Below are 17,413 nucleotides of genomic sequence, written 5' to 3'. Positions count from 1 at the left end.
GAGAATGGAAAAGCCGGAGGCGATCCTGATAGCGGGGCCGACCGCGAGCGGCAAGTCGGCCCTCGCGGTGGAACTGGCGCGCCGCGTCGGGGGCGTCGTCGTCAATGCCGATTCCATGCAGGTCTACGAGGGTCTGCGCATCCTCAGCGCGCGTCCGACCCCGGAGGAGATGGGCGGGGTCGAGCACCGTCTCTACGGCCATGTCGCGCCGGGCGAGCCCTATTCGGCCGGTGCTTGGCTGCGCGAGGTGGAGGCGCTCTTGCCCGAGCTTCGCGCGCGCGGCCTCGTGCCGGTCTTCTGCGGCGGAACGGGGCTTTACTTTCGCGCGCTCACCGGCGGCTTCGACGACCTGCCGGAGGTTCCGGCCCTGATCCGCGAGCGCTGGCGCGCGCGCATGGCCGAGGAGGGGCCGGCCGCGCTGCACGCGGTGCTTTCCGAGCGTGACCCGGAGGCCGCCGCCAAACTGCGGCCGAGCGACCCGCAGCGCATCCTTCGGGCGCTGGAACTCTTCGAGACGACGGGCGCGCCGCTGAGCCGGCTGCAACGCGGCGCGGGTGCCGGGCTGGTGGACGGCGCGGCGGCGCTGAAGCTCGTTCTCGCGCCGGACCGCGCGCTCCTGCGCGAGCGCATCGCCCGGCGCTTCGACGCCATGCTGGCGGACGGGGCCGAGGCGGAAGCCGCCGCCTTCGCCGCGCGGCCGGGCGCCGCGACGGGCCTTGCGGCCAGCGCGATCGGCGTTTCGGAACTCGCGCGCGTGCGGGCGGGCGAACTGACCCTCGCCGAGGCGCGCGACCTTTCCGTCACCCGCACACGCCAATATGCCAAGCGCCAGGAAACCTGGTTCCGCAACCAGTTCGACGCGAGCTGGCTGCGCTTTGCCGACCCGGCCGAGGCGCTGGCGAGACTTTCCCGATCTGCCGGGAAGGGGGCGGGCGAGGGGGAAACCGGATGACGCCCGAGCAGGTCCTGCGATAGCCTCGGATCGAGCCCACTTTCCTGCCCCCCGAAGGTTGCCCCGATGAAGAGACTCGCCACCGCCCTCCTTGCCGCGACGCTCCTGGCACCGCCTGCCTTCGCCACTGACGGGCCGAGCCGGCTCGACCAGATCGTCGAGCGCAAGGTGCTGAACGTCTGCACCACGGGCGACTATCGGCCCTTCTCCTACCGGGCGGACGATCAGGGCGAGTTCGTGGGCATCGACATCGATCTCGCCCGCTCGCTCGCCCAGTCGCTCGACGCCGAGCCGGTCTTCGTGCCGACCAAATGGTCCGATCTTCTCGCCGACTTCCAGGCCAAGTGCGACGTGGCCTTGAGCGGCATTTCCGTGACGCTGCCGCGTCAGCGACAGGTCGCCTTCAGCCAGATGTATCTCGTCAACGGCAAGGCGCCGATCGTGCGCTGCGAGGACGTGTCGAAATACCAGAGCGTCGCCGCGATCGACCAGCCGGGCACGCGGGTCGTCGTCAACCCGGGCGGCACGAACGAGAAATTCGCCCGCGCCCATTTCACCAAGGCCGAGATCCGGCTGTTTCCCGACAACCGCGTCATCTTCAAGGAAATCCTAGAAGGGCGGGCGGACGTGATGGTGGCGGAATCGGTGGAGGTGAAGCTGCAGGAAAAGCTCCATCCGGGCCTGTGCGCCGTGAACCCCGACCAGCCCCTGCAATATGGCGAGATGGGTATCGTGCTGCCGCGCGGCGACGTCGCCTTCAAGGCCTATGTCGATCAATGGCTGCATCTGGCGAAAGCCACCGGCGAGTTCGACCGGATCGTGGACGCCAACTTGAAGTAAGGCGGGCTGCCTTCGCGCCTGGGAACCGGGCGAGCCGACCCTTCGTTCTCAGCGGATCGGAGGGGGTAAGCATGTCCACGACGCCAGTCGGTATTCACGACCATCGCGACGCGATCGAGAAGGGCGCGCGGCTCGGCTATCTCGCGCGGGCCGCCGTCTTCATCACGATCGGCTATTTCGCCTTCCGAACGGCCTTTGCCAGCGGTTCGACCTTGAGCGAGGAGGAGGCGATCTCGCGCATCGTCGGCTCGCCCTTCGGCGGCGTCATGCTCGTTCTCCTGGTGATCGCTCTGCCCTGTTTCGCGCTCTGGCGCTTCATCCAGGCGATCTTCGACGCGGACGGATACGGCACGGGGGCCAAGGGCATCTTCGTGCGCATCGGCCGCTTCGTGTCGGGCCTCGCCTATACGTTCCTGGCGCTCTACGCCGCCTCGCTCCTGTTCGGTGTCTCGACCGGCGGCGGGCAGGGCGGGTCCGACATCCTGAACCGCTGGGGCGCGATCCTCGGCCCCTGGTTCACGCTGCCGGCGGCCGCGGTCATGCTGGGTGTCGCCGGCGCGCAGGTGAAGAAGGCCTGGGACGGCAGCTTCCTGCGCTTTCTCTCGCTGCCGCCCGCCCATGCGCGCTGGATGATCGCCATCTGCCGCTTCGGGCTCGCCGCGCGCGGAATGGTCTTCGCCGCCATCGCCGTCCTGTTCTTCACCGGCGCTTCGCGCTGGACACCGGACCACCGGCCGGGGCTGGAGGATGCGCTCGGCGAGATCGGCTCCTGGCCCTATGGCTGGCTGCTCCTGTCGGCCACGGGACTGGGGCTCGTCGCCTTCGGCGCCTATGCGCTGCTTCTGGCGCGCTACGGGCGCATTCGCTCGCCGGACCTCGATCCCAGCGAGGTCATTCAAAAGGCGCGTTCGGGCGCTTGACGGGGAGGGGATCGAGGAATAACGTCCAGCACCATGTCGAAGAAGCTCATTCTCCTCGTAAGCAGGCGCACACGCGAGACGGTCTAAGGGCCGTCCGGCTCTTGCCACGTGTGCGCAACCCAAGGCCCCTCGGAGGGCCTTTTTTATTGCCCAGATTTCCCAAGCGATAGCGCCGACCGGCACGAAGAAGACGAAGGCCGCACAATGAACGATCTGATGATGGAGACGGGCCCCCGCAAGATGACGGGCGCTCAGATGGTGGTTCAGGCCATGAAGGATCATGGCGTCGAGCACCTGTTCGGCTATCCGGGCGGCGCGGTTCTTCCCATCTACGACGTTCTGTTCCAGCAGAGCGCGGTCAAGCACATTCTGGTTCGCCACGAGCAGGGCGCCGGCCACGCGGCCGAAGGCTATGCCCGCTCCACCGGCAAGCCGGGCGTCATGCTGGTCACGTCCGGCCCCGGCGCGACCAATGCCGTCACGCCGCTGCAGGACGCGCTGATGGATTCCATCCCGCTCGTCTGCATCACGGGTCAGGTCCCGACGACGCTGATCGGCTCCGACGCCTTCCAGGAATGCGACACGGTCGGCATCACGCGCCCCTGCACCAAGCACAATTGGCTGGTGAAGAGCGTCGAGGATCTGGCCGAGATCCTGCACGAGGCCTTCCATGTCGCGACCTCCGGCCGGCCCGGCCCGGTCGTCGTCGATATTCCGAAGGACGTCCAGTTCGCGACCGGCACCTACACGCCGCCGAACCACTCGCGCGCCCTGCAGCGCTATCAGCCCAAGCGCGAGGCCGAGCGCGGCCGCATCCAGGCGGCGGTCGAGCTGATGCGCTCGGCCAAGCGTCCGGTCTTCTACACGGGCGGCGGCGTCATCAATTCCGGGCCGGAAGCCTCGCGCCTCCTGCGCGAGATCGTCGGCCTCACCGGCTTCCCGATCACCTCGACCCTGATGGGCCTCGGCGCCTATCCGGCGTCGGGCGAGAAGTGGCTGGGCATGCTCGGCATGCACGGCACCTACGAGGCCAATCTGGCGATGCACGAGTGCGACGTCATGATCTGCGTCGGCGCGCGCTTCGACGATCGCATCACCGGCCGGCTGGACGCCTTCTCGCCCAATTCCAAGAAGATCCATATCGACATCGACCCATCCTCCATCAACAAGAACGTCCGCGTCGATCTGCCGATCATCGGCGATGTCGCGAATGTCCTGGAGGCCATGGTCTCGATCTGGCGCGACAGCGGGGCGAAGGCCGACGAGGCCGCGCTCGCCGACTGGAACGCGAAGATCGCCCGCTGGAAGGCGCGCAATTGCCTGGCCTATCGCCAGGAAGGCGACATCATCCTGCCGCAGCACGCGATCAAGCGGCTCTACGAGAAGACCAAGGACCGCAAGACCTTCATCACCACGGAGGTCGGCCAGCATCAGATGTGGGCCGCGCAGTTCTACGGTTTCGAGGAGCCGAACCGCTGGATGACGTCCGGGGGCCTCGGCACGATGGGCTACGGCCTGCCTGCGGCGGTCGGCGTCCAGATCGCGCACCCAGATGCGCTCGTCATCGACATCGCCGGCGATGCCTCGATCCAGATGATGACGCAGGAACTCTCGACGGCGGTCCAGCACGGCGCGCCGGTCAAGGTCTTCATCCTGAACAACCAGTATATGGGCATGGTCCGCCAGTGGCAGCAGCTGCTCCACGGCAACCGCCTGTCGAACAGCTATTCGGAGGCGATGCCGGACTTCGTGAAGCTGGCGGAAGCCTATGGCGGCGTCGGCATCCGCACGGAAAAGGCGGGCGATCTGGATGCGGCGATCGACGAGATGATCTCGGTCGACCGGCCGGTCATCTTCGACTGCTGCGTCGCCAATCTGGAAAACTGCTTCCCGATGATCCCGAGCGGCAAGGCGCATAACGAGATCCTGCTTCCCGACGAGGCGAGCGACGAGGTGGTGGCGAACGCGATCGACGCCAAGGGCAAGGCTCTGGTCTGACATCGCGCGGCGGGGCATAAGCCCCGCCAATCCCCGTTCGTTCTTCGAGAAGCATCCGTCATGAATCTACCCGTCCAGCCGCCGGCCTCCGCCTATTTCATCACCGACGAGAAGCCCTCCGTCGAATCGCGCACCCTGTCGATCGTGGTCGACAACGAGCCGGGCGTGCTCGCGCGCGTCATCGGCCTGTTCTCGGGGCGCGGCTACAATATCGAGAGCCTGACCGTCTCCGAGACCGACCACAACAAGCACCTGTCGCGCATCACGGTGGTGACGCGCGGCGCGCCGCCGGTCATCGAGCAGCTGAAAAGCCAGCTCGACCGCATCGTTCCGGTTCACCGCGTGGTGGACCTCACCAAGACCGCCATGGGCCTCGGCGACGATGGTCCGATCGAGCGCGAGCTGGCGCTGGTGAAGGTCGCCGGCAAGGGCGACGACCGCGTCGAGGCGCTGCGCCTGTCGGACGTGTTCCGCGCCAAGGTGGTGGATTCGACGACCGACCATTTCGTCTTCGAGATCACCGGCAAGGGCTCCAAGATCGAGAAGTTCATCCAGATCATGGCGCCGCTCGGCCTCGTAGAGGTCTGCCGCACGGGCGTCGCCGCCATGGCGCGCGGCCGCGACGCGGCCCACGAGAGCTGATGATTTCCGACCGATCCCCTTTCGACGTCTGACGCCGCCCGATCCGGGCGGCGCGATGGCGCGCGCCCGGAGTTTCCCATGCCGTTCGATCTGTTTCTCGGCCTTCTCGTCTACGCCTTCGTCTCCTCGGTCACGCCGGGGCCGAACAACATGATGCTCATGGCATCGGGCGTGAATTTCGGCTTTCGCCGCACGATCCCGCATATGCTGGGCATCGCCATCGGCTTCTTCGTCCTGCTTCTGTCGGTCGGTTTCGGATTGGGCGCGCTGCTTCACGCCGTTCCCGCGCTCCAGACGGGGCTGAAACTCGCGAGCCTCGTCTACATGCTCTGGCTCGCGTGGAAGATCGCGACCTCGGGCGCGATGGGCGAGGCGCGGGCGAGCGGCCAGCCTTTGACCTTCGGGCAGGCGGCGGCGTTCCAATGGGTCAACCCGAAGGCCTGGGCCATGGCTCTCGTCGCCATGGGCGCCTACACGCAGGCCGACGCGCCGGTTCTTTCCGTCGTCCTCGTCGGCACGGCCTTCGCCATCGTGAACCTGCCGAGCGTTTCGGTCTGGGCCGGCTTCGGCGTCGCCCTGCGCGGTTTCCTGTCGGACCCCAGGCGCCTTCGCATCTTCAACATCGCCATGGGCCTCGCGCTCGTCGCCTCGATCTGGCCCATGCTGCGCTGATCCCGGCCGAGCGCGTCGAGGGCTCGGCCGAAAGCGCGTTCGGTCAGGCGGCCTGCGCGCGCGTGTTGACGAGGTCGGCGAGCTTGCGGGCGCGCTCCAGGCAGGCCGGCTGCTCGGCGGCGAAGCGGCCCGAATCGATCTCCATGATGAGCGTCGTGTCGGGCAGGAAGGTGAGTTCGGAGAAGATGTCCTCCCAGGCGATGTCGCCCCAGCCGAGCGGCAGGTGCAGATCGCCGATGCCGAGTGCCGTCGCTTCCGCCGGGTGGTAGAAGGTCTTCATCGTGTAGGGCAGGCCGAAACTGTCATGCACATGGAGATGGCCCGCGACCTCGGCCATGGCGCGAAGCTCCTGGCGGAAGTCGAGGCCCTTGTAGCTCGATTCGATATAGGCATGGCTGAAGTCGATCAGCGCGGCGAGATGGCTGTGGCCGACGGCGCGCACGGTCGCCGCGACTTCGCTGGGTGTCTGGCGATACTGGCCGGGCGCGGTGGTGAAGATGTTTTCCAGAACGATGCGCGTGCCGTAGCCCTTGGCCAGTTCGGCCATCTCGTGGAGGGCCTCGCGCTCCATCCGGTCGAGATCTCCGGCGTTTTCGCCTTCCGCCAGTTGAGCAGAGCCGCAATGATGCACGAGAACGCCCGCGCCGAGCCGGTCGCAGAGTTCGAGCATGGCCCGCACGACGCGCTTCTGGAGATGCAGGTTCTCGCGGTCCATGAAGTTGGACACGATCTGCCCGTGCAGCGAGAGTTTGCGGAACGAATACTGGCCGGCGATGGCGGAGACGCGCTTCAGCCGCTCCTCGATGATGCGCCCGCCCGCCACGATCTCCTCGGCATAGATGCCGATCTCGCAGGCGTCGGCGCCCGTGTCGGCGACCGCGCGCAAGGAAGCGTCGAGCGTCGACAGGTCGCCCGGTCCGGTGTGATTGCAGAAGCCGACGGCGGAAATGATGCCGGACATGGGATGATCCTTCGGGTCGCACGCTGTGAGAAGCCGGCGGCGGGCGGCCCGATCTTTCGGGCTCGCGGGCCCACCGGCGGCGAGCGGGTTCATAGTTCGCTTGCGTGACGGTTTTGCAATGGCCCATGAAGTGAGACGAGAACAGAACGAGACCGCTTGGCAAATGGGGCGATTTCTGCGACCCCTCGGCGCATGAAGTTCTCTCCGCAGCAGGACGAGGCGCTGACGCGTGTGGCCGACTGGCTCCGGCGCGGCGACCAGCCGATCTTCCGCCTGTTCGGCTATGCCGGAACGGGCAAGACGACGCTCGCGCGTCACTTCGCCGAAGGGGTGGAAGGGGGCGTGCAGTTCGCCGCCTTCACCGGCAAGGCCGCGCAGGTGCTGCGCTCCAAGGGCGCGAAATCCGCCAAGACCCTCCATTCGCTCATCTATCGCCCGCGCGGCGAGGAAGCGCTGGAGGACGAGACGACCGGCACGGCCCGCGTGTCGCCGACCTTCTCGCTGAACCGCCAGAGCCCCGTCGCCAAGGCCAAGCTCGTTGTGGTGGACGAATGCTCCATGGTGGACGAGGCGCTGGGGCGCGATCTCCTCTCCTTCGGCACGCCGATTCTGGTGCTGGGCGATCCTGGCCAGCTGCCGCCCGTGTCGGGCGGGGGCTTCTTCACCGAGGCCGAGCCCGATTTCCTTCTGACGGAAATCCACCGCCAAGCCCGCGACAATCCGATTCTGGAACTGGCGCTCGACGCGCGCGAAGGGCGCGAGCTGAAGCTTGGGGACTACGGCGCGGCCCGCGTTATCACCAAGCGCGAGGTGGACCGCGACGAGGTGCTTGGCGCCGATCAGGTTCTGGTGGGCACCAACCGGACGCGCCGCCTCTACAACAATCGCCTGCGCGAGCTGAAAGGCTTTACCGGCGCGCTGCCGCAATCGGGCGACAAGCTGGTTTGTCTCAGGAACGACCCGACCAAGGGCCTTCTCAACGGCTCGCTCTGGCAGGTGATGACCGCCTCGCCCGAGACGACGAAGCCCGGCACCAATCTTCTCGTGAAACCCGACGATGACGACATCGACAAGGGCATGGCCAAGATCAAGCTCCTGAAGCAGGTCTTCGAGGACCCGACGGCCGAGGTCGCCTGGGCCCTGAAGCGGCGCTACGACGATTTCGACTATGGCTATGCGCTGACCGTCCACAAGGCGCAGGGCTCGCAATGGGACGACGTCATGCTCTTCGACGAGAGCTGGGCCTTCAAGGATTCGCGCGAGCGCTGGCTCTACACGGCCATCACCCGCGCGGCGGAGCGGCTGACCATCGTGAAATAAGGGCGAGCGCGCGCTTCCCCTCTTGCCTCCGCTTCGTGGCTTGTGTAGTGCGAACCGTAACGTACGGTACGTGCTTTGCGGCCGGCGAGAGCGAGTGGCGATGAGTGCAACCCTCCCCATGGACGAGGCCCTGAGCGAGCGCCAGAAGGCGGTTCTCGACGCGGCCCTGTCGCTTCTCGTGGAGGATGGCGACAAGCTGACCATGACGGCCGTCGCCCGCCGCGCCAGCTGCTCCAAGGAAACGCTCTACAAGTGGTTCGGCGGCCGCGACGGTCTCCTCACCGCGACGGTGCAATGGCAGGCCGCGAAGGTGAGGGCGGTTCCCGTCCGCCGCGAGACGCTGTGCCCGCAATCGCTGGTGCAGGGGCTGGAGCAGTTCGCCTCCGACTGGCTGCGCGTCATCGCCAGCCGCACGTCGATCGCGCTCAACCGCGTCGCCGTCGGTCAGGCGGGAACCGACAAGCACGATCTCGGCCTCATCGTCCTGGAGAACGGCCCGGTCGCCCTCCGCGCCCGCCTGCGCCCCTTCCTGGAAGTCGCGCGCGAAGCCGGGCTTCTCGAATTCGACACGGCGGACGAGGCCTTCGGCACCTTCTTCGGCCTCGTCGTGCGCGATCTTCAGATTCGCCTTCTGCTCGGCGATCGCACCCCCATCACTGACGCGGAGATCGACCGGGACGCCCGGCGCGCGACGCAGCAGTTTCTGTCCCTGCACGGGGCACAATCAACGGCTCCGGCAACGGCTCCGGCCACATCCAACAACGAGAGAGGAAACGTCCATGCGCGTGTATTATGATCGTGATGCCGATCTGAACCTGATCAAGTCCAAGAACGTCGCGATCGTCGGCTACGGCAGCCAGGGCCGCGCCCACGCGCTGAACCTGAAGGACTCGGGCGCCACGAACGTCGCGATCGCGCTCAAGGCCGGCTCGCCCACGATCAAGAAGGCCGAGGCCGACGGCTTCAAGGTCATGACCGTGGCCGAGGCCGCCAAGTGGGCCGACCTCCTCATGATGGCGACGCCGGACGAGCTGCAGGCCGACATCTACAAGGCCGACATCGAGGGCAACATCCGCGACGGCGCGGCGATCGCCTTCGCCCACGGCCTCAACGTTCATTTCGGCCTGATCGAGCCGAAGAAGTCGGTCGACGTCGTCATGATCGCGCCCAAGGGCCCCGGCCACACGGTGCGCGGCGAATACCAGAAGGGCGGCGGCGTGCCCTGCCTCGTGGCCGTCCACCAGGACGCGTCCGGCAACGCGCTCGACCTCGCTCTGTCCTACGCCTGCGGCGTCGGCGGCGGCCGCTCGGGCATCATCGAGACCAACTTCAAGGAAGAGTGCGAGACCGATCTCTTCGGTGAGCAGGTCGTTCTCTGCGGCGGTCTGGTCGAGCTGATCCGCGCCGGCTTCGAGACGCTGGTCGAGGGCGGCTACGCCCCCGAGATGGCCTATTTCGAGTGCCTCCACGAGGTGAAGCTCATCGTCGACCTCATCTACGAGGGCGGCATCGCGAACATGAACTACTCGATCTCGAACACGGCCGAGTGGGGCGAGTACGTCACCGGCCCGCGGATCATCACGGACGAGACCAAGGCCGAGATGAAGCGCGTCCTCAAGGACATCCAGACCGGCAAGTTCACCTCCGACTGGATGCAGGAGTATCGTTCCGGCGCCGCCCGCTTCAAGGGCATCCGCCGCGTCAACGACAGCCACCAGATCGAGGAAGTCGGCGCCAAGCTGCGCGGCATGATGCCCTGGATCGCCAAGAACCAGCTGGTCGACAAGGCCCGCAACTAAGCTCCCCTCGAGCTGAAGACAGGCGGCGCCCGCCGCCTGTTCCGTTCTCCCCGCCCGCCGGATGCACGCACGCGTCCGGCGGGCGATTTCGTTCGCGGGGGAGGGCGAATCCTTCGCCCCTTTCGGGTTCCACCCTCCTTACGGGTGATGGATTCAAGGTTTACGAACCATTTTCCCGTTAGGTCATGAGGGAGAATTCTTCCAGGGAGACCTGATCCATGGCCCTTGTGCAACCGGATTCCGACGGCAGCGAACGCCGGGTCGCCCCGCGCACCCGCACCTTCAAGCGCGCCCAGATCCTCTTCAACAATCGGTTTTCGACCGTCGATTGCATCGTTCGCAACATCTCCGCGACCGGCGCTCTCCTGACGATCGACGGCTCCGTGCCGCTGCCCAAGCAGTTCGAGTTCCGCATCGGCGACGACGAGGTGCCGCGGCCCGCCAAGCTCGTGTATCGCCGCGAACTGTTCGCCGGCATCCATTTCCTCGACGTGCCGCAAGACGAGGAACAGACGGTCGGAATCACCCCGCGCGTCGTTTCCAGCGTATCGGCGGGAGAGGAGGGGCTGCGCATCACGCCCAAGCCGCTGCCGGTTGCGCTCGTGGCGCGGTTTCGCTGGTCGGACGTCTGAGCCCCGGCGATTTCCAAGAAAAATGCGCCGGGCGCGAAAAAGGCACTGGACAGGTCCGATCGCCCTGCGTATACACCGCCTCACAGACGCCGACCGGCACTGAAGAGCGCAAAAACAAGCGCTTCGGGTGATTAGCTCAGTTGGTAGAGCAGCTGACTCTTAATCAGCGGGTCGTAGGTTCGATCCCTACATCACCCACCATTCCCTATGCCTTATCAGGCAAAGGGTTCGGTTTAAACTTCGGCAGCGTCTGTTTTTTCTTCCGATCAGGTTTGTTTGGCATCCTCCATCGCGCCGTTTCGGCGGGTTCGATAGGGGCATCATGACCTTCGCCCTGTCCGCGATTCGCGACCGGCTTCGAGGAATCCCTTCATGACGGCGGACCTCGACAGTTCCTTCGACTGCCAGAGCTGCGGCGCGTGCTGCGCCTATTCGTCGGACTGGCCGCGCTTCTCGCTGGAGACCGACGAGGAGCTCGACCGCATTCCCGCCGAACTCGTCGCCGAGGACCTGTCGGGGATGCGCTGCGAGGGCGAGCGCTGCGCGGCCCTCACAGGCGTCGTCGGGGAAAGGACGGGCTGCGGCATCTATGCCGTGCGCCCGCATGTCTGCCGCACCTGCCAGCCCGGCGACGAGGAATGCCTGATGGCCCGCGCCGCCCATGGCCTTGCAGTCTGACTGCCGCCGTAAGCCTTTCCTTAACGTCAACTTCAGATCGCGGGCTCGTGAGGCCGGGGTTTACGCGACCGAAACCCGCGCGGGTTGAAGCATAGGGTCCGATTTCACAAGCGACGACGGCCCTCGATATGGATACGCTCAGCGCGAAAGCCGATCGGCCTCTCTATGTCGACCTGGACGGGACGCTCGTTCGCAGCGACCTGTTGTGGGAAAGCCTGTTCCTGTTCGCCCGCCAGAAGCCGCTGGAGGTCTGGCGTGTGTTCGGCTGGGCGCTGGCCGGCAAGGCGCGGCTGAAGGCCGAACTCGCCGGGCGTATCGAGGTCGATCCGGCGACCTGGCCCTATCGCGAGGACGTCGTCGAGACGCTGCGCACCGAGCGCGAGGCGGGGCGTCGCATCGTGCTCGCCACCGCCGCCGACGAGCGTCTGGCAAAAGGCGTCGCGGATCATCTGGGGTTTTTCGACGAGGTGATCGCCAGCGACGGCGAGACCAATCTGTCGGCCGAGCGCAAGCTGGAGCGCATCCGGGCCGATCGCGCCGGCGCGCCCTTCGACTATATGGGCAATTCGCGCGACGATCTCTGCCTGTTCGAGGCGGCCGAACATGCGACCGTGGTGCAGCCGGACCGGCACGCCGCGCGCTGGCATCGCGGCGCGACGCGCGAGTGCCGCCTGATCCGCGACGAGAAGCCCGTCTCGCGCAGCCTTCTCAAGGCCATGCGCCCGCACCAGTGGATGAAGAACGTCCTGATCTTCGTCCCGATCGTCCTGAACCATGAGTATCTCGACATCCCCATGGTGCTGGCGGGGCTGCTCGCCTTCGTTTGCTTCTCCATGGCGGCGTCTTCGGTCTATCTCTTCAACGACCTTCTCGACCTCGCGGCCGACCGTCGCCACAGCACCAAGCGCCATCGCCCCTTCGCCAGCGGGCAGGTGCCCATTCCGATCGGCGTCGGCGCGGCGGTCGGGCTGCTGGTCGGCGCGTTCGGCCTCAGTCTCCTTCTGCCCGCCGGCTTCACGATCGTCCTCGCCGCCTATCTCGGGCTGACGACGGCCTATTCGCTGGCGCTGAAGCGGATGCTCCTGATCGACGTCCTGACGCTGGCGAGCCTCTACACGCTGCGTATCCTCGCCGGCGCGGCCTCGGCCGATACGGTGGAGTCCTTCTGGCTCCTGGCCTTCTCCCTGTTCTTCTTCTTCTCGCTGGCGCTGGTGAAGCGCTATGTCGAGCTCGCCGAGTTCGGGGAAGGGGCCTCGCGGCAGACCACCGGGCGAGGCTACGTGCCCGCCGATCTCGACACGCTGGCCCAGGCCGGCATGGCCTCGGGCTTTTCCTCGGTGCTGGTGCTCGCGCTCTATATCGACAGCGCGGAAATCCGCCAGCTTCAGGCCCATCCCTATCTGATCTGGCCGCTCTGCCCGCTGGTTCTCTACATCATCGTGCGCATCTGGGTTCTGGCCAAGCGCAACGAGATGCATGACGACCCGGTCGTGTTCATCCTGCGCGACTGGCGCTCGCAGATCATGGTCGGCTCCGGCGCTCTGCTCTTCCTCGCGGCCGCCTATGCGTGAGGCCGGTTTCAACTGGGGCGGAACGCTCGCGCCGCCGCCGGGCGGCCGGCGTCACCGCGCCTTCGACGGGCAGATGGGCGGAGCCGCGGGCAGCGTCCTGCCACATGGCAACGGGCGCTCCTACGGCGACAGCGGGCTGAACGATGCGGGCCTTCTGCTGACGCCCGCCGAGCCCGCGCGCATCCACCATTTCGACGCGCAGACGGGCGTGATCGACGCCGATAGCGGCGTTCTGCTGCGGGACGTGACCGAGCGCGTGGTGCCGGCGGGCTGGTTTCTGCCCGTGACGCCCGGCACGCAGTTCGTAACGCTCGGCGGCGCGCTCGCCAACGATGTCCACGGCAAGAACCACCATCGGCGTGGCACGTTCGGGCGATGGGTCGAGAGCTTCGACCTCCGGCGCTCCGACCGGCCGGACGCGCTCCTGTGTTCGCGCGATGAGAACGCCGACCTGTTCCACGCCACGATCGGCGGGATGGGGCTGACGGGCTTCGTCACGCGCCTGCGGCTTCGTCTCATGCGGGTCGGCTCGGCCTCGATCGAGGAAGTGACGCACCGCTTCGACCGGCTCGCCGACTATTTCGCCCAAGCCGAGGCGGCGGACGCGCGCCACGAATATGCCGTCGCCTGGATCGATTCGCTCGCGCGCGGCTCCGCTTTCGGGCGCGGACATCTGATCTGCGGGGACCATGCCCTTAAGGGGGATCGCGTCGGCAAGGCGCGCGCGCCGCTCGCCAGCGTGCCCTGGACGCCGCCCGTCAGCCCGCTTCGAGGGCTCGGGCTTCGCGCCTTCAACGAGGCCTATTTCCGCAAGGCGGCGCGCGGCACGAGCCGCCGCACCGTGCCCTTCGACGGGTTCTTCTATCCGCTGGACCGGGTCGGCGGGTGGAACCGGCTCTATGGCCCGCGCGGGCTGCACCAGCATCAGAGCGTCGTGCCGGAAGCCGGCGCGCCCGAGACGATCCGCGCGCTCATGGAAACCGCGCTGGCGCACGGCCAGGGCTCGTTCCTGACGGTGCTGAAGCGCTTCGGCGCGCTGGAAGGGGCGGGCCTCCTCAGCTTCCCGATGGCGGGCTATACGCTGACGCTCGACTTCCCGCATTTGGGCGAGCGCACCGAGCGCCTGCTCGAAGCGCTGGACGCGATCGTGGTAGCGGCGAGGGGGCGGGTGAACCCCTACAAGGACGCCCGCATGTCGCCCGCCACCTTCGCGGCGTCCTTTCCGCGCTGGCGCGAGCTGGAAGCGCTGCGCGACCCGACGTGCCTCTCCGACTTCTGGCGACGCACGGCGTTGCGCCTGGAGGCCGCACCCACCGCAACGCGGGCGTGTGATCGGAAAGCGTTTGTTGAGCCTTTGCGCGAAGACTTGCGCGACCTTAACCGCCCAACAGGTCCCGAGCGTCATTCTGTAAGGCATTCGAACGAACGGGAGCGATCATGAGCCGCTATATTCCCTTCATCCTCTTCACGGTGTTCACGAACGCGGCGGCGCAGCTTCTCCTGAAGCATGGCATGATGCAGCTCGGCCCGTTGAGCTTCGCGGGCGTGAACCCGATCCTGAAGCTTCTCCAGATCGTCTTCAGCCCTTTCGTGTTCCTGGGCCTCCTGACCTTCGTCGTCTCCATGGCCTCGCACCTCTTCGTCCTGTCGAAGGTGGACCTGTCCTACGCCTATCCCTTCCTGTCGCTCGCCTATGTCGTGGTGGCCTTCGCCGCCTGGGGCCTGTTCGGCGAGGACCTCACGCTCGCCCGCATGGGCGGCATCGCACTCATCTGCGTCGGCACCGTCTTCATCGCCTGGGACGGCGGCGAGACGGGGCACGACGGCGCGCTCCGGGCGACCGAGACGCACCCAACATCGGCTGAAGGAAACCGTTGATGAAACACGTGATCTTCGGCGGCGACGGCTTCGTCGGCCGCCATCTGGCGCAGAAGCTCTCCGGCGAGGGGGCCGAGGTCGTCGTTCTCGACATCGCCAAGAGCGATCTGCCGCATTACGCCGAAGTGGCCCATATCGCGCTCGACGTGACCGATCGGCAGGCCGTGATGAAGGCGCCGATCGCGCCGGATGACATGGTCTACAACCTGTCGGCCAAGATGCTTTCGCCGATCCAGGTGCGCGCCAAGCGCCACGACTTCTTCTATCCCGTCAATTACGACGGCACGAAGCACATCATGGAAGCGATGGACAAGGCGGGCGCCTCGCGCCTCGTCCACTTCACCACCGACATGATCTACGGCCACACGGTGACGACGCCGATGACCGAGGACCATCCTGTGGCCCCGCTCGGCGAATACGGCCAGTCCAAGCTCGACACCGAGCATCTGGCGGCCGAATGGCGCGAGCGCGGCATGCGCATCTCGCTCTTCCGCCCGCGCCTCATCATCGGCCCGGGGCGCTTGGGCATCCTGGAGAAGCTGTTCAAGCTGATCGACGCCAACCTGCCGGTGCCGATGATCGGCTCGGGGCGCAATCCCTATCAGTTCATCTCGGTCTTCGACTGCGCGGAGGCCGCGCGCCTCGCCTGGAAGGCGGATGTCCCGAACGAGGCCTACAATCTCGGCTCGCTGAACCCGCCGCCGGTGCGCAAGCTTCTCGGCGATCTCGTGCGCCATGCCGGCTCGAAGTCGATCCTGATCCCGACGCCGGGCTTCGCGGTGAAGCGCACGCTCGATTTCCTGGATTGGCTGAACATGCCGATCATGGACCCCGAGCAGTATCTGATCGCCGACGAGGAATGCGTTCTCGACGTGTCCAAGGGCAAGCGCGATCTCGGCTGGGTGCCGCAATACCGCGACGAGGACATGCTGATCGCGGCCTATTCCGAATATCGCGCGAAGAAGGAAGGTCGCTCGGCCTCCGGCTCCGCCTTCCCCCATCCGGCCGAGTGAGGACTGAATCGTGATGCTGGATCGCCCGATCATGACCGCGCCCCGTCTCGACAGCGCCGAGGCGCCCGCCCCCCGGCACGGGCCGCCCAAGCCCGCCATGCTCACCCTCGAACAGGCCAAGGCGATGGACGTCGCCACCATGGCGGACCTGTTCAAGGAGCACATCAACCCCGGCCAGTTTCATTTCATGAAGCTGCTCGGCTTTCACAAGGTGAAGGTCGAACGCGCCGAGGGAATGTTCTACATCGACCAGAACGGCCGGAAGATCCTCGACTTCTTCGGCGGCTTCGGCTCGCTCGCCTTCGGCCACAACCATCCGCGCATCCTCAACGCCCGCAAGCAGTTCCAGGACGAGAAGCGCCACGAGATCGCCATCGCCTTCCTGTCGCAATATGCGGCGGCGCTGGCCAAGAACGTCGCCGCCTGCTCGCCCGGCGATCTCGACATGGTCTTCCTCGGCTCGTCGGGCTCGGAAGCCATGGAGGCCGCGATCAAGGTGGCCGAGCGGGCGTCGGGCCGCAAGAACTGCAAGATCGTCCATGCCGAGAATTCGTTTCACGGCAAGACCAAGGGCGTCCTTTCGATCACCGACTCGCCGCTCTACAAGGGCGAGTTCAAGCTGGTCGAGAACACCTATCGCGTGCCCTTCGGCGACCTGAAGGCGCTGACGGCGGTCGTGCGCTCCGACCCCGATGTCGGCGTCGTCGTCCTGGAAACGGTGCAGGGTGGCGGCGGCATCATCGAGGCGCCGACGGACTATTGGCAGGGCGTGCGCGCGCTCTGCGACCAGCACAAGGTCATCTGGGTGGCCGACGAGGTTCAGTGCGGCTACGGGCGCACGGGCCGTTTCTACGCCTTCGAGCATCACGGCGTGATCCCCGACGTCACCGCGCTCGCCAAGAGCTTCGGCGGCGGCAAGGCGGCGATGGCGGCCATGGTCGCGCGGCGCGACGTCTACATGAAGGCCTATGGCACGCCGAAGACGGCGATGATCCACGCCCATGCCACGTTCGGGGGCATCGGCGAGGGCTGCGCCACCTCGATCGAGGCGCTGAACACGCTCTATGACGAGGACCTGATCGGCAATGCGGCGGCGGTCGGCACCTATCTGAAGGACAGGCTGACGGCGATCCAGGCGAAATATCCGAGCATCGTGAAGGATGTGCGCGGACGCGGCCTGATGATCGGCCTCGAGTTCCACGACTTCTCGCAGACGCTTCCCTTCGCGCTGCGCCCCATGGTGGCGCTGCTCGACGACAAGCTGAAGGGCTCGCTTTCGGGCTTCGTCGGCGCGCTGCTCCTCAAGGATTACGACTGCCTCGTCGCCTTCACCGAGTACAATCGCAACGTCATCCGTCTGGAGCCGCCGCTGATCTGCACGCATGAGAATGTCGACCAGTTCTGCGACGCGCTGGACGCGCTTCTCGGCCGGGGCATCGTGTCGATCGTCAAGGATTTCGTGAAGACGCAGATCGGCTGATCCAGGCCGACGAGACGACGAACGAAAAGGCCGGGTCCCCGAAGGGCCCGGCCTTTT

General features: G+C 66.6%; 17 protein-coding genes and 1 tRNA gene. 17 read left to right on the top strand and 1 reads right to left on the bottom strand.

Annotated elements, in window-relative coordinates:
• The first annotated feature begins 4 nt into the window (after positions 1-4).
• The 6 genes from miaA to B146_RS0110475 all read left to right on the top strand — a co-directional run bounded on the left by miaA (position 5) and on the right by B146_RS0110475 (position 6,024).
• The gene (miaA, locus tag B146_RS0110500; protein WP_019996394.1) at positions 5-952 is read left to right on the top strand and encodes a tRNA (adenosine(37)-N6)-dimethylallyltransferase MiaA; all 948 of its coding nucleotides are present in this window, start codon (positions 5-7) and stop codon (positions 950-952) included.
• 66 nt (positions 953-1,018) lie between these two features.
• The gene (locus B146_RS0110495) at positions 1,019-1,792 is read left to right on the top strand and encodes a transporter substrate-binding domain-containing protein (RefSeq protein WP_019996393.1); all 774 of its coding nucleotides are present in this window, start codon (positions 1,019-1,021) and stop codon (positions 1,790-1,792) included.
• 71 nt (positions 1,793-1,863) lie between these two features.
• Positions 1,864-2,712: a DUF1206 domain-containing protein gene (locus B146_RS25680; protein WP_019996392.1), complete on the top strand. Its 849-nt coding sequence runs from the start codon at positions 1,864-1,866 to the stop codon at positions 2,710-2,712.
• A 204-nt stretch (positions 2,713-2,916) separates the two neighbouring features.
• Positions 2,917-4,710, top strand: a complete 1,794-nt coding sequence (locus tag B146_RS0110485) for an acetolactate synthase 3 large subunit (protein ID WP_019996391.1) — start codon at positions 2,917-2,919, stop codon at positions 4,708-4,710.
• Between the two features lie 60 nt (positions 4,711-4,770).
• Complete coding sequence (ilvN, locus tag B146_RS0110480) at positions 4,771-5,352, top strand: acetolactate synthase small subunit (protein WP_019996390.1); 582 nt, start codon at positions 4,771-4,773, stop codon at positions 5,350-5,352.
• 78 nt (positions 5,353-5,430) lie between these two features.
• Positions 5,431-6,024, top strand: a complete 594-nt coding sequence (locus B146_RS0110475) for a LysE family translocator (RefSeq protein WP_019996389.1) — start codon at positions 5,431-5,433, stop codon at positions 6,022-6,024.
• A gap of 43 nt (positions 6,025-6,067) precedes the next feature.
• Here the strand turns inward: B146_RS0110475 and B146_RS0110470 are convergent, their stop codons facing one another.
• Complete coding sequence (locus tag B146_RS0110470) at positions 6,068-6,985, bottom strand: sugar phosphate isomerase/epimerase family protein (RefSeq protein ID WP_019996388.1); 918 nt, start codon at positions 6,983-6,985, stop codon at positions 6,068-6,070.
• Positions 6,986-7,177: 192 nt separating this feature from the next.
• Between B146_RS0110470 and B146_RS0110465 the strand changes: the two genes are divergently transcribed.
• The 11 genes from B146_RS0110465 (at position 7,178) to B146_RS0110415 (ending at position 17,356) form a co-directional block, all read left to right on the top strand.
• Positions 7,178-8,305, top strand: coding sequence for an ATP-dependent DNA helicase (locus tag B146_RS0110465; protein ID WP_019996387.1), 1,128 nt, complete (start codon positions 7,178-7,180; stop codon positions 8,303-8,305).
• A 100-nt stretch (positions 8,306-8,405) separates the two neighbouring features.
• Entirely contained in the window at positions 8,406-9,101 is a 696-nt protein-coding gene (locus B146_RS0110460) for a TetR/AcrR family transcriptional regulator (protein ID WP_051091541.1), read from the top strand.
• Positions 9,085-10,104, top strand: coding sequence for a ketol-acid reductoisomerase (gene ilvC / locus B146_RS0110455; protein ID WP_019996385.1), 1,020 nt, complete (start codon positions 9,085-9,087; stop codon positions 10,102-10,104). The genes B146_RS0110460 and ilvC overlap by 17 nt, the downstream gene beginning before the upstream one ends.
• Before the next feature lie 218 nt (positions 10,105-10,322).
• A complete protein-coding gene (locus B146_RS27700) occupies positions 10,323-10,736 on the top strand; it encodes a PilZ domain-containing protein (RefSeq protein WP_019996384.1) in 414 nt (137 codons plus the stop codon).
• A 125-nt stretch (positions 10,737-10,861) separates the two neighbouring features.
• A tRNA-Lys gene (locus tag B146_RS0110445) sits at positions 10,862-10,937 on the top strand.
• A 171-nt stretch (positions 10,938-11,108) separates the two neighbouring features.
• Complete coding sequence (locus B146_RS0110440; RefSeq protein ID WP_019996383.1) at positions 11,109-11,414, top strand: YkgJ family cysteine cluster protein; 306 nt, start codon at positions 11,109-11,111, stop codon at positions 11,412-11,414.
• Between the two features lie 128 nt (positions 11,415-11,542).
• Entirely contained in the window at positions 11,543-12,985 is a 1,443-nt protein-coding gene (locus tag B146_RS0110435) for a UbiA family prenyltransferase (protein WP_019996382.1), read from the top strand.
• A complete protein-coding gene (locus B146_RS25670) occupies positions 12,978-14,426 on the top strand; it encodes an FAD-binding oxidoreductase (protein WP_019996381.1) in 1,449 nt (482 codons plus the stop codon). Before B146_RS0110435 ends, B146_RS25670 begins: the two co-directional genes overlap by 8 nt.
• A complete protein-coding gene (locus tag B146_RS0110425; RefSeq protein ID WP_019996380.1) occupies positions 14,423-14,863 on the top strand; it encodes an EamA family transporter in 441 nt (146 codons plus the stop codon). The genes B146_RS25670 and B146_RS0110425 overlap by 4 nt, the downstream gene beginning before the upstream one ends.
• Positions 14,863-15,876 (top strand): NAD-dependent epimerase/dehydratase family protein, encoded by a 1,014-nt coding sequence (locus tag B146_RS0110420; protein WP_019996379.1) that lies wholly within the window; start codon positions 14,863-14,865, stop codon positions 15,874-15,876. The genes B146_RS0110425 and B146_RS0110420 overlap by 1 nt, the downstream gene beginning before the upstream one ends.
• 13 nt (positions 15,877-15,889) lie before the next feature.
• Positions 15,890-17,356, top strand: coding sequence for an aspartate aminotransferase family protein (locus B146_RS0110415; protein ID WP_019996378.1), 1,467 nt, complete (start codon positions 15,890-15,892; stop codon positions 17,354-17,356).
• Positions 17,357-17,413: the final 57 nt, after the last annotated feature.

The organism is Aureimonas ureilytica DSM 18598 = NBRC 106430 (genome assembly GCF_000382705.1).
Taxonomy (GTDB): domain Bacteria; phylum Pseudomonadota; class Alphaproteobacteria; order Rhizobiales; family Rhizobiaceae; genus Aureimonas; species Aureimonas ureilytica.
This window is presented reverse-complemented; position numbering and strand designations above follow the sequence as displayed.

Bases quoted from the DNA above. Each gene is read 5' to 3' on its own strand.
- miaA (WP_019996394.1), top strand. From the start codon at position 5: ATGGAAAAGCCGGAGGCGATCCTGATAGCGGGGCCGACCGCGAGCGGC.
- B146_RS0110495 (WP_019996393.1), top strand. From the start codon at position 1,019: ATGAAGAGACTCGCCACCGCCCTCCTTGCCGCGACGCTCCTGGCACCG.
- B146_RS25680 (WP_019996392.1), top strand. From the start codon at position 1,864: ATGTCCACGACGCCAGTCGGTATTCACGACCATCGCGACGCGATCGAG.
- B146_RS0110485 (WP_019996391.1), top strand. From the start codon at position 2,917: ATGAACGATCTGATGATGGAGACGGGCCCCCGCAAGATGACGGGCGCT.
- ilvN (WP_019996390.1), top strand. From the start codon at position 4,771: ATGAATCTACCCGTCCAGCCGCCGGCCTCCGCCTATTTCATCACCGAC.
- B146_RS0110475 (WP_019996389.1), top strand. From the start codon at position 5,431: ATGCCGTTCGATCTGTTTCTCGGCCTTCTCGTCTACGCCTTCGTCTCC.
- B146_RS0110470 (WP_019996388.1), bottom strand. From the start codon at position 6,985: ATGTCCGGCATCATTTCCGCCGTCGGCTTCTGCAATCACACCGGACCG.
- B146_RS0110465 (WP_019996387.1), top strand. From the start codon at position 7,178: ATGAAGTTCTCTCCGCAGCAGGACGAGGCGCTGACGCGTGTGGCCGAC.
- B146_RS0110460 (WP_051091541.1), top strand. From the start codon at position 8,406: ATGAGTGCAACCCTCCCCATGGACGAGGCCCTGAGCGAGCGCCAGAAG.
- ilvC (WP_019996385.1), top strand. From the start codon at position 9,085: ATGCGCGTGTATTATGATCGTGATGCCGATCTGAACCTGATCAAGTCC.
- B146_RS27700 (WP_019996384.1), top strand. From the start codon at position 10,323: ATGGCCCTTGTGCAACCGGATTCCGACGGCAGCGAACGCCGGGTCGCC.
- B146_RS0110440 (WP_019996383.1), top strand. From the start codon at position 11,109: ATGACGGCGGACCTCGACAGTTCCTTCGACTGCCAGAGCTGCGGCGCG.
- B146_RS0110435 (WP_019996382.1), top strand. From the start codon at position 11,543: ATGGATACGCTCAGCGCGAAAGCCGATCGGCCTCTCTATGTCGACCTG.
- B146_RS25670 (WP_019996381.1), top strand. From the start codon at position 12,978: ATGCGTGAGGCCGGTTTCAACTGGGGCGGAACGCTCGCGCCGCCGCCG.
- B146_RS0110425 (WP_019996380.1), top strand. From the start codon at position 14,423: ATGAGCCGCTATATTCCCTTCATCCTCTTCACGGTGTTCACGAACGCG.
- B146_RS0110420 (WP_019996379.1), top strand. From the start codon at position 14,863: ATGAAACACGTGATCTTCGGCGGCGACGGCTTCGTCGGCCGCCATCTG.
- B146_RS0110415 (WP_019996378.1), top strand. From the start codon at position 15,890: ATGCTGGATCGCCCGATCATGACCGCGCCCCGTCTCGACAGCGCCGAG.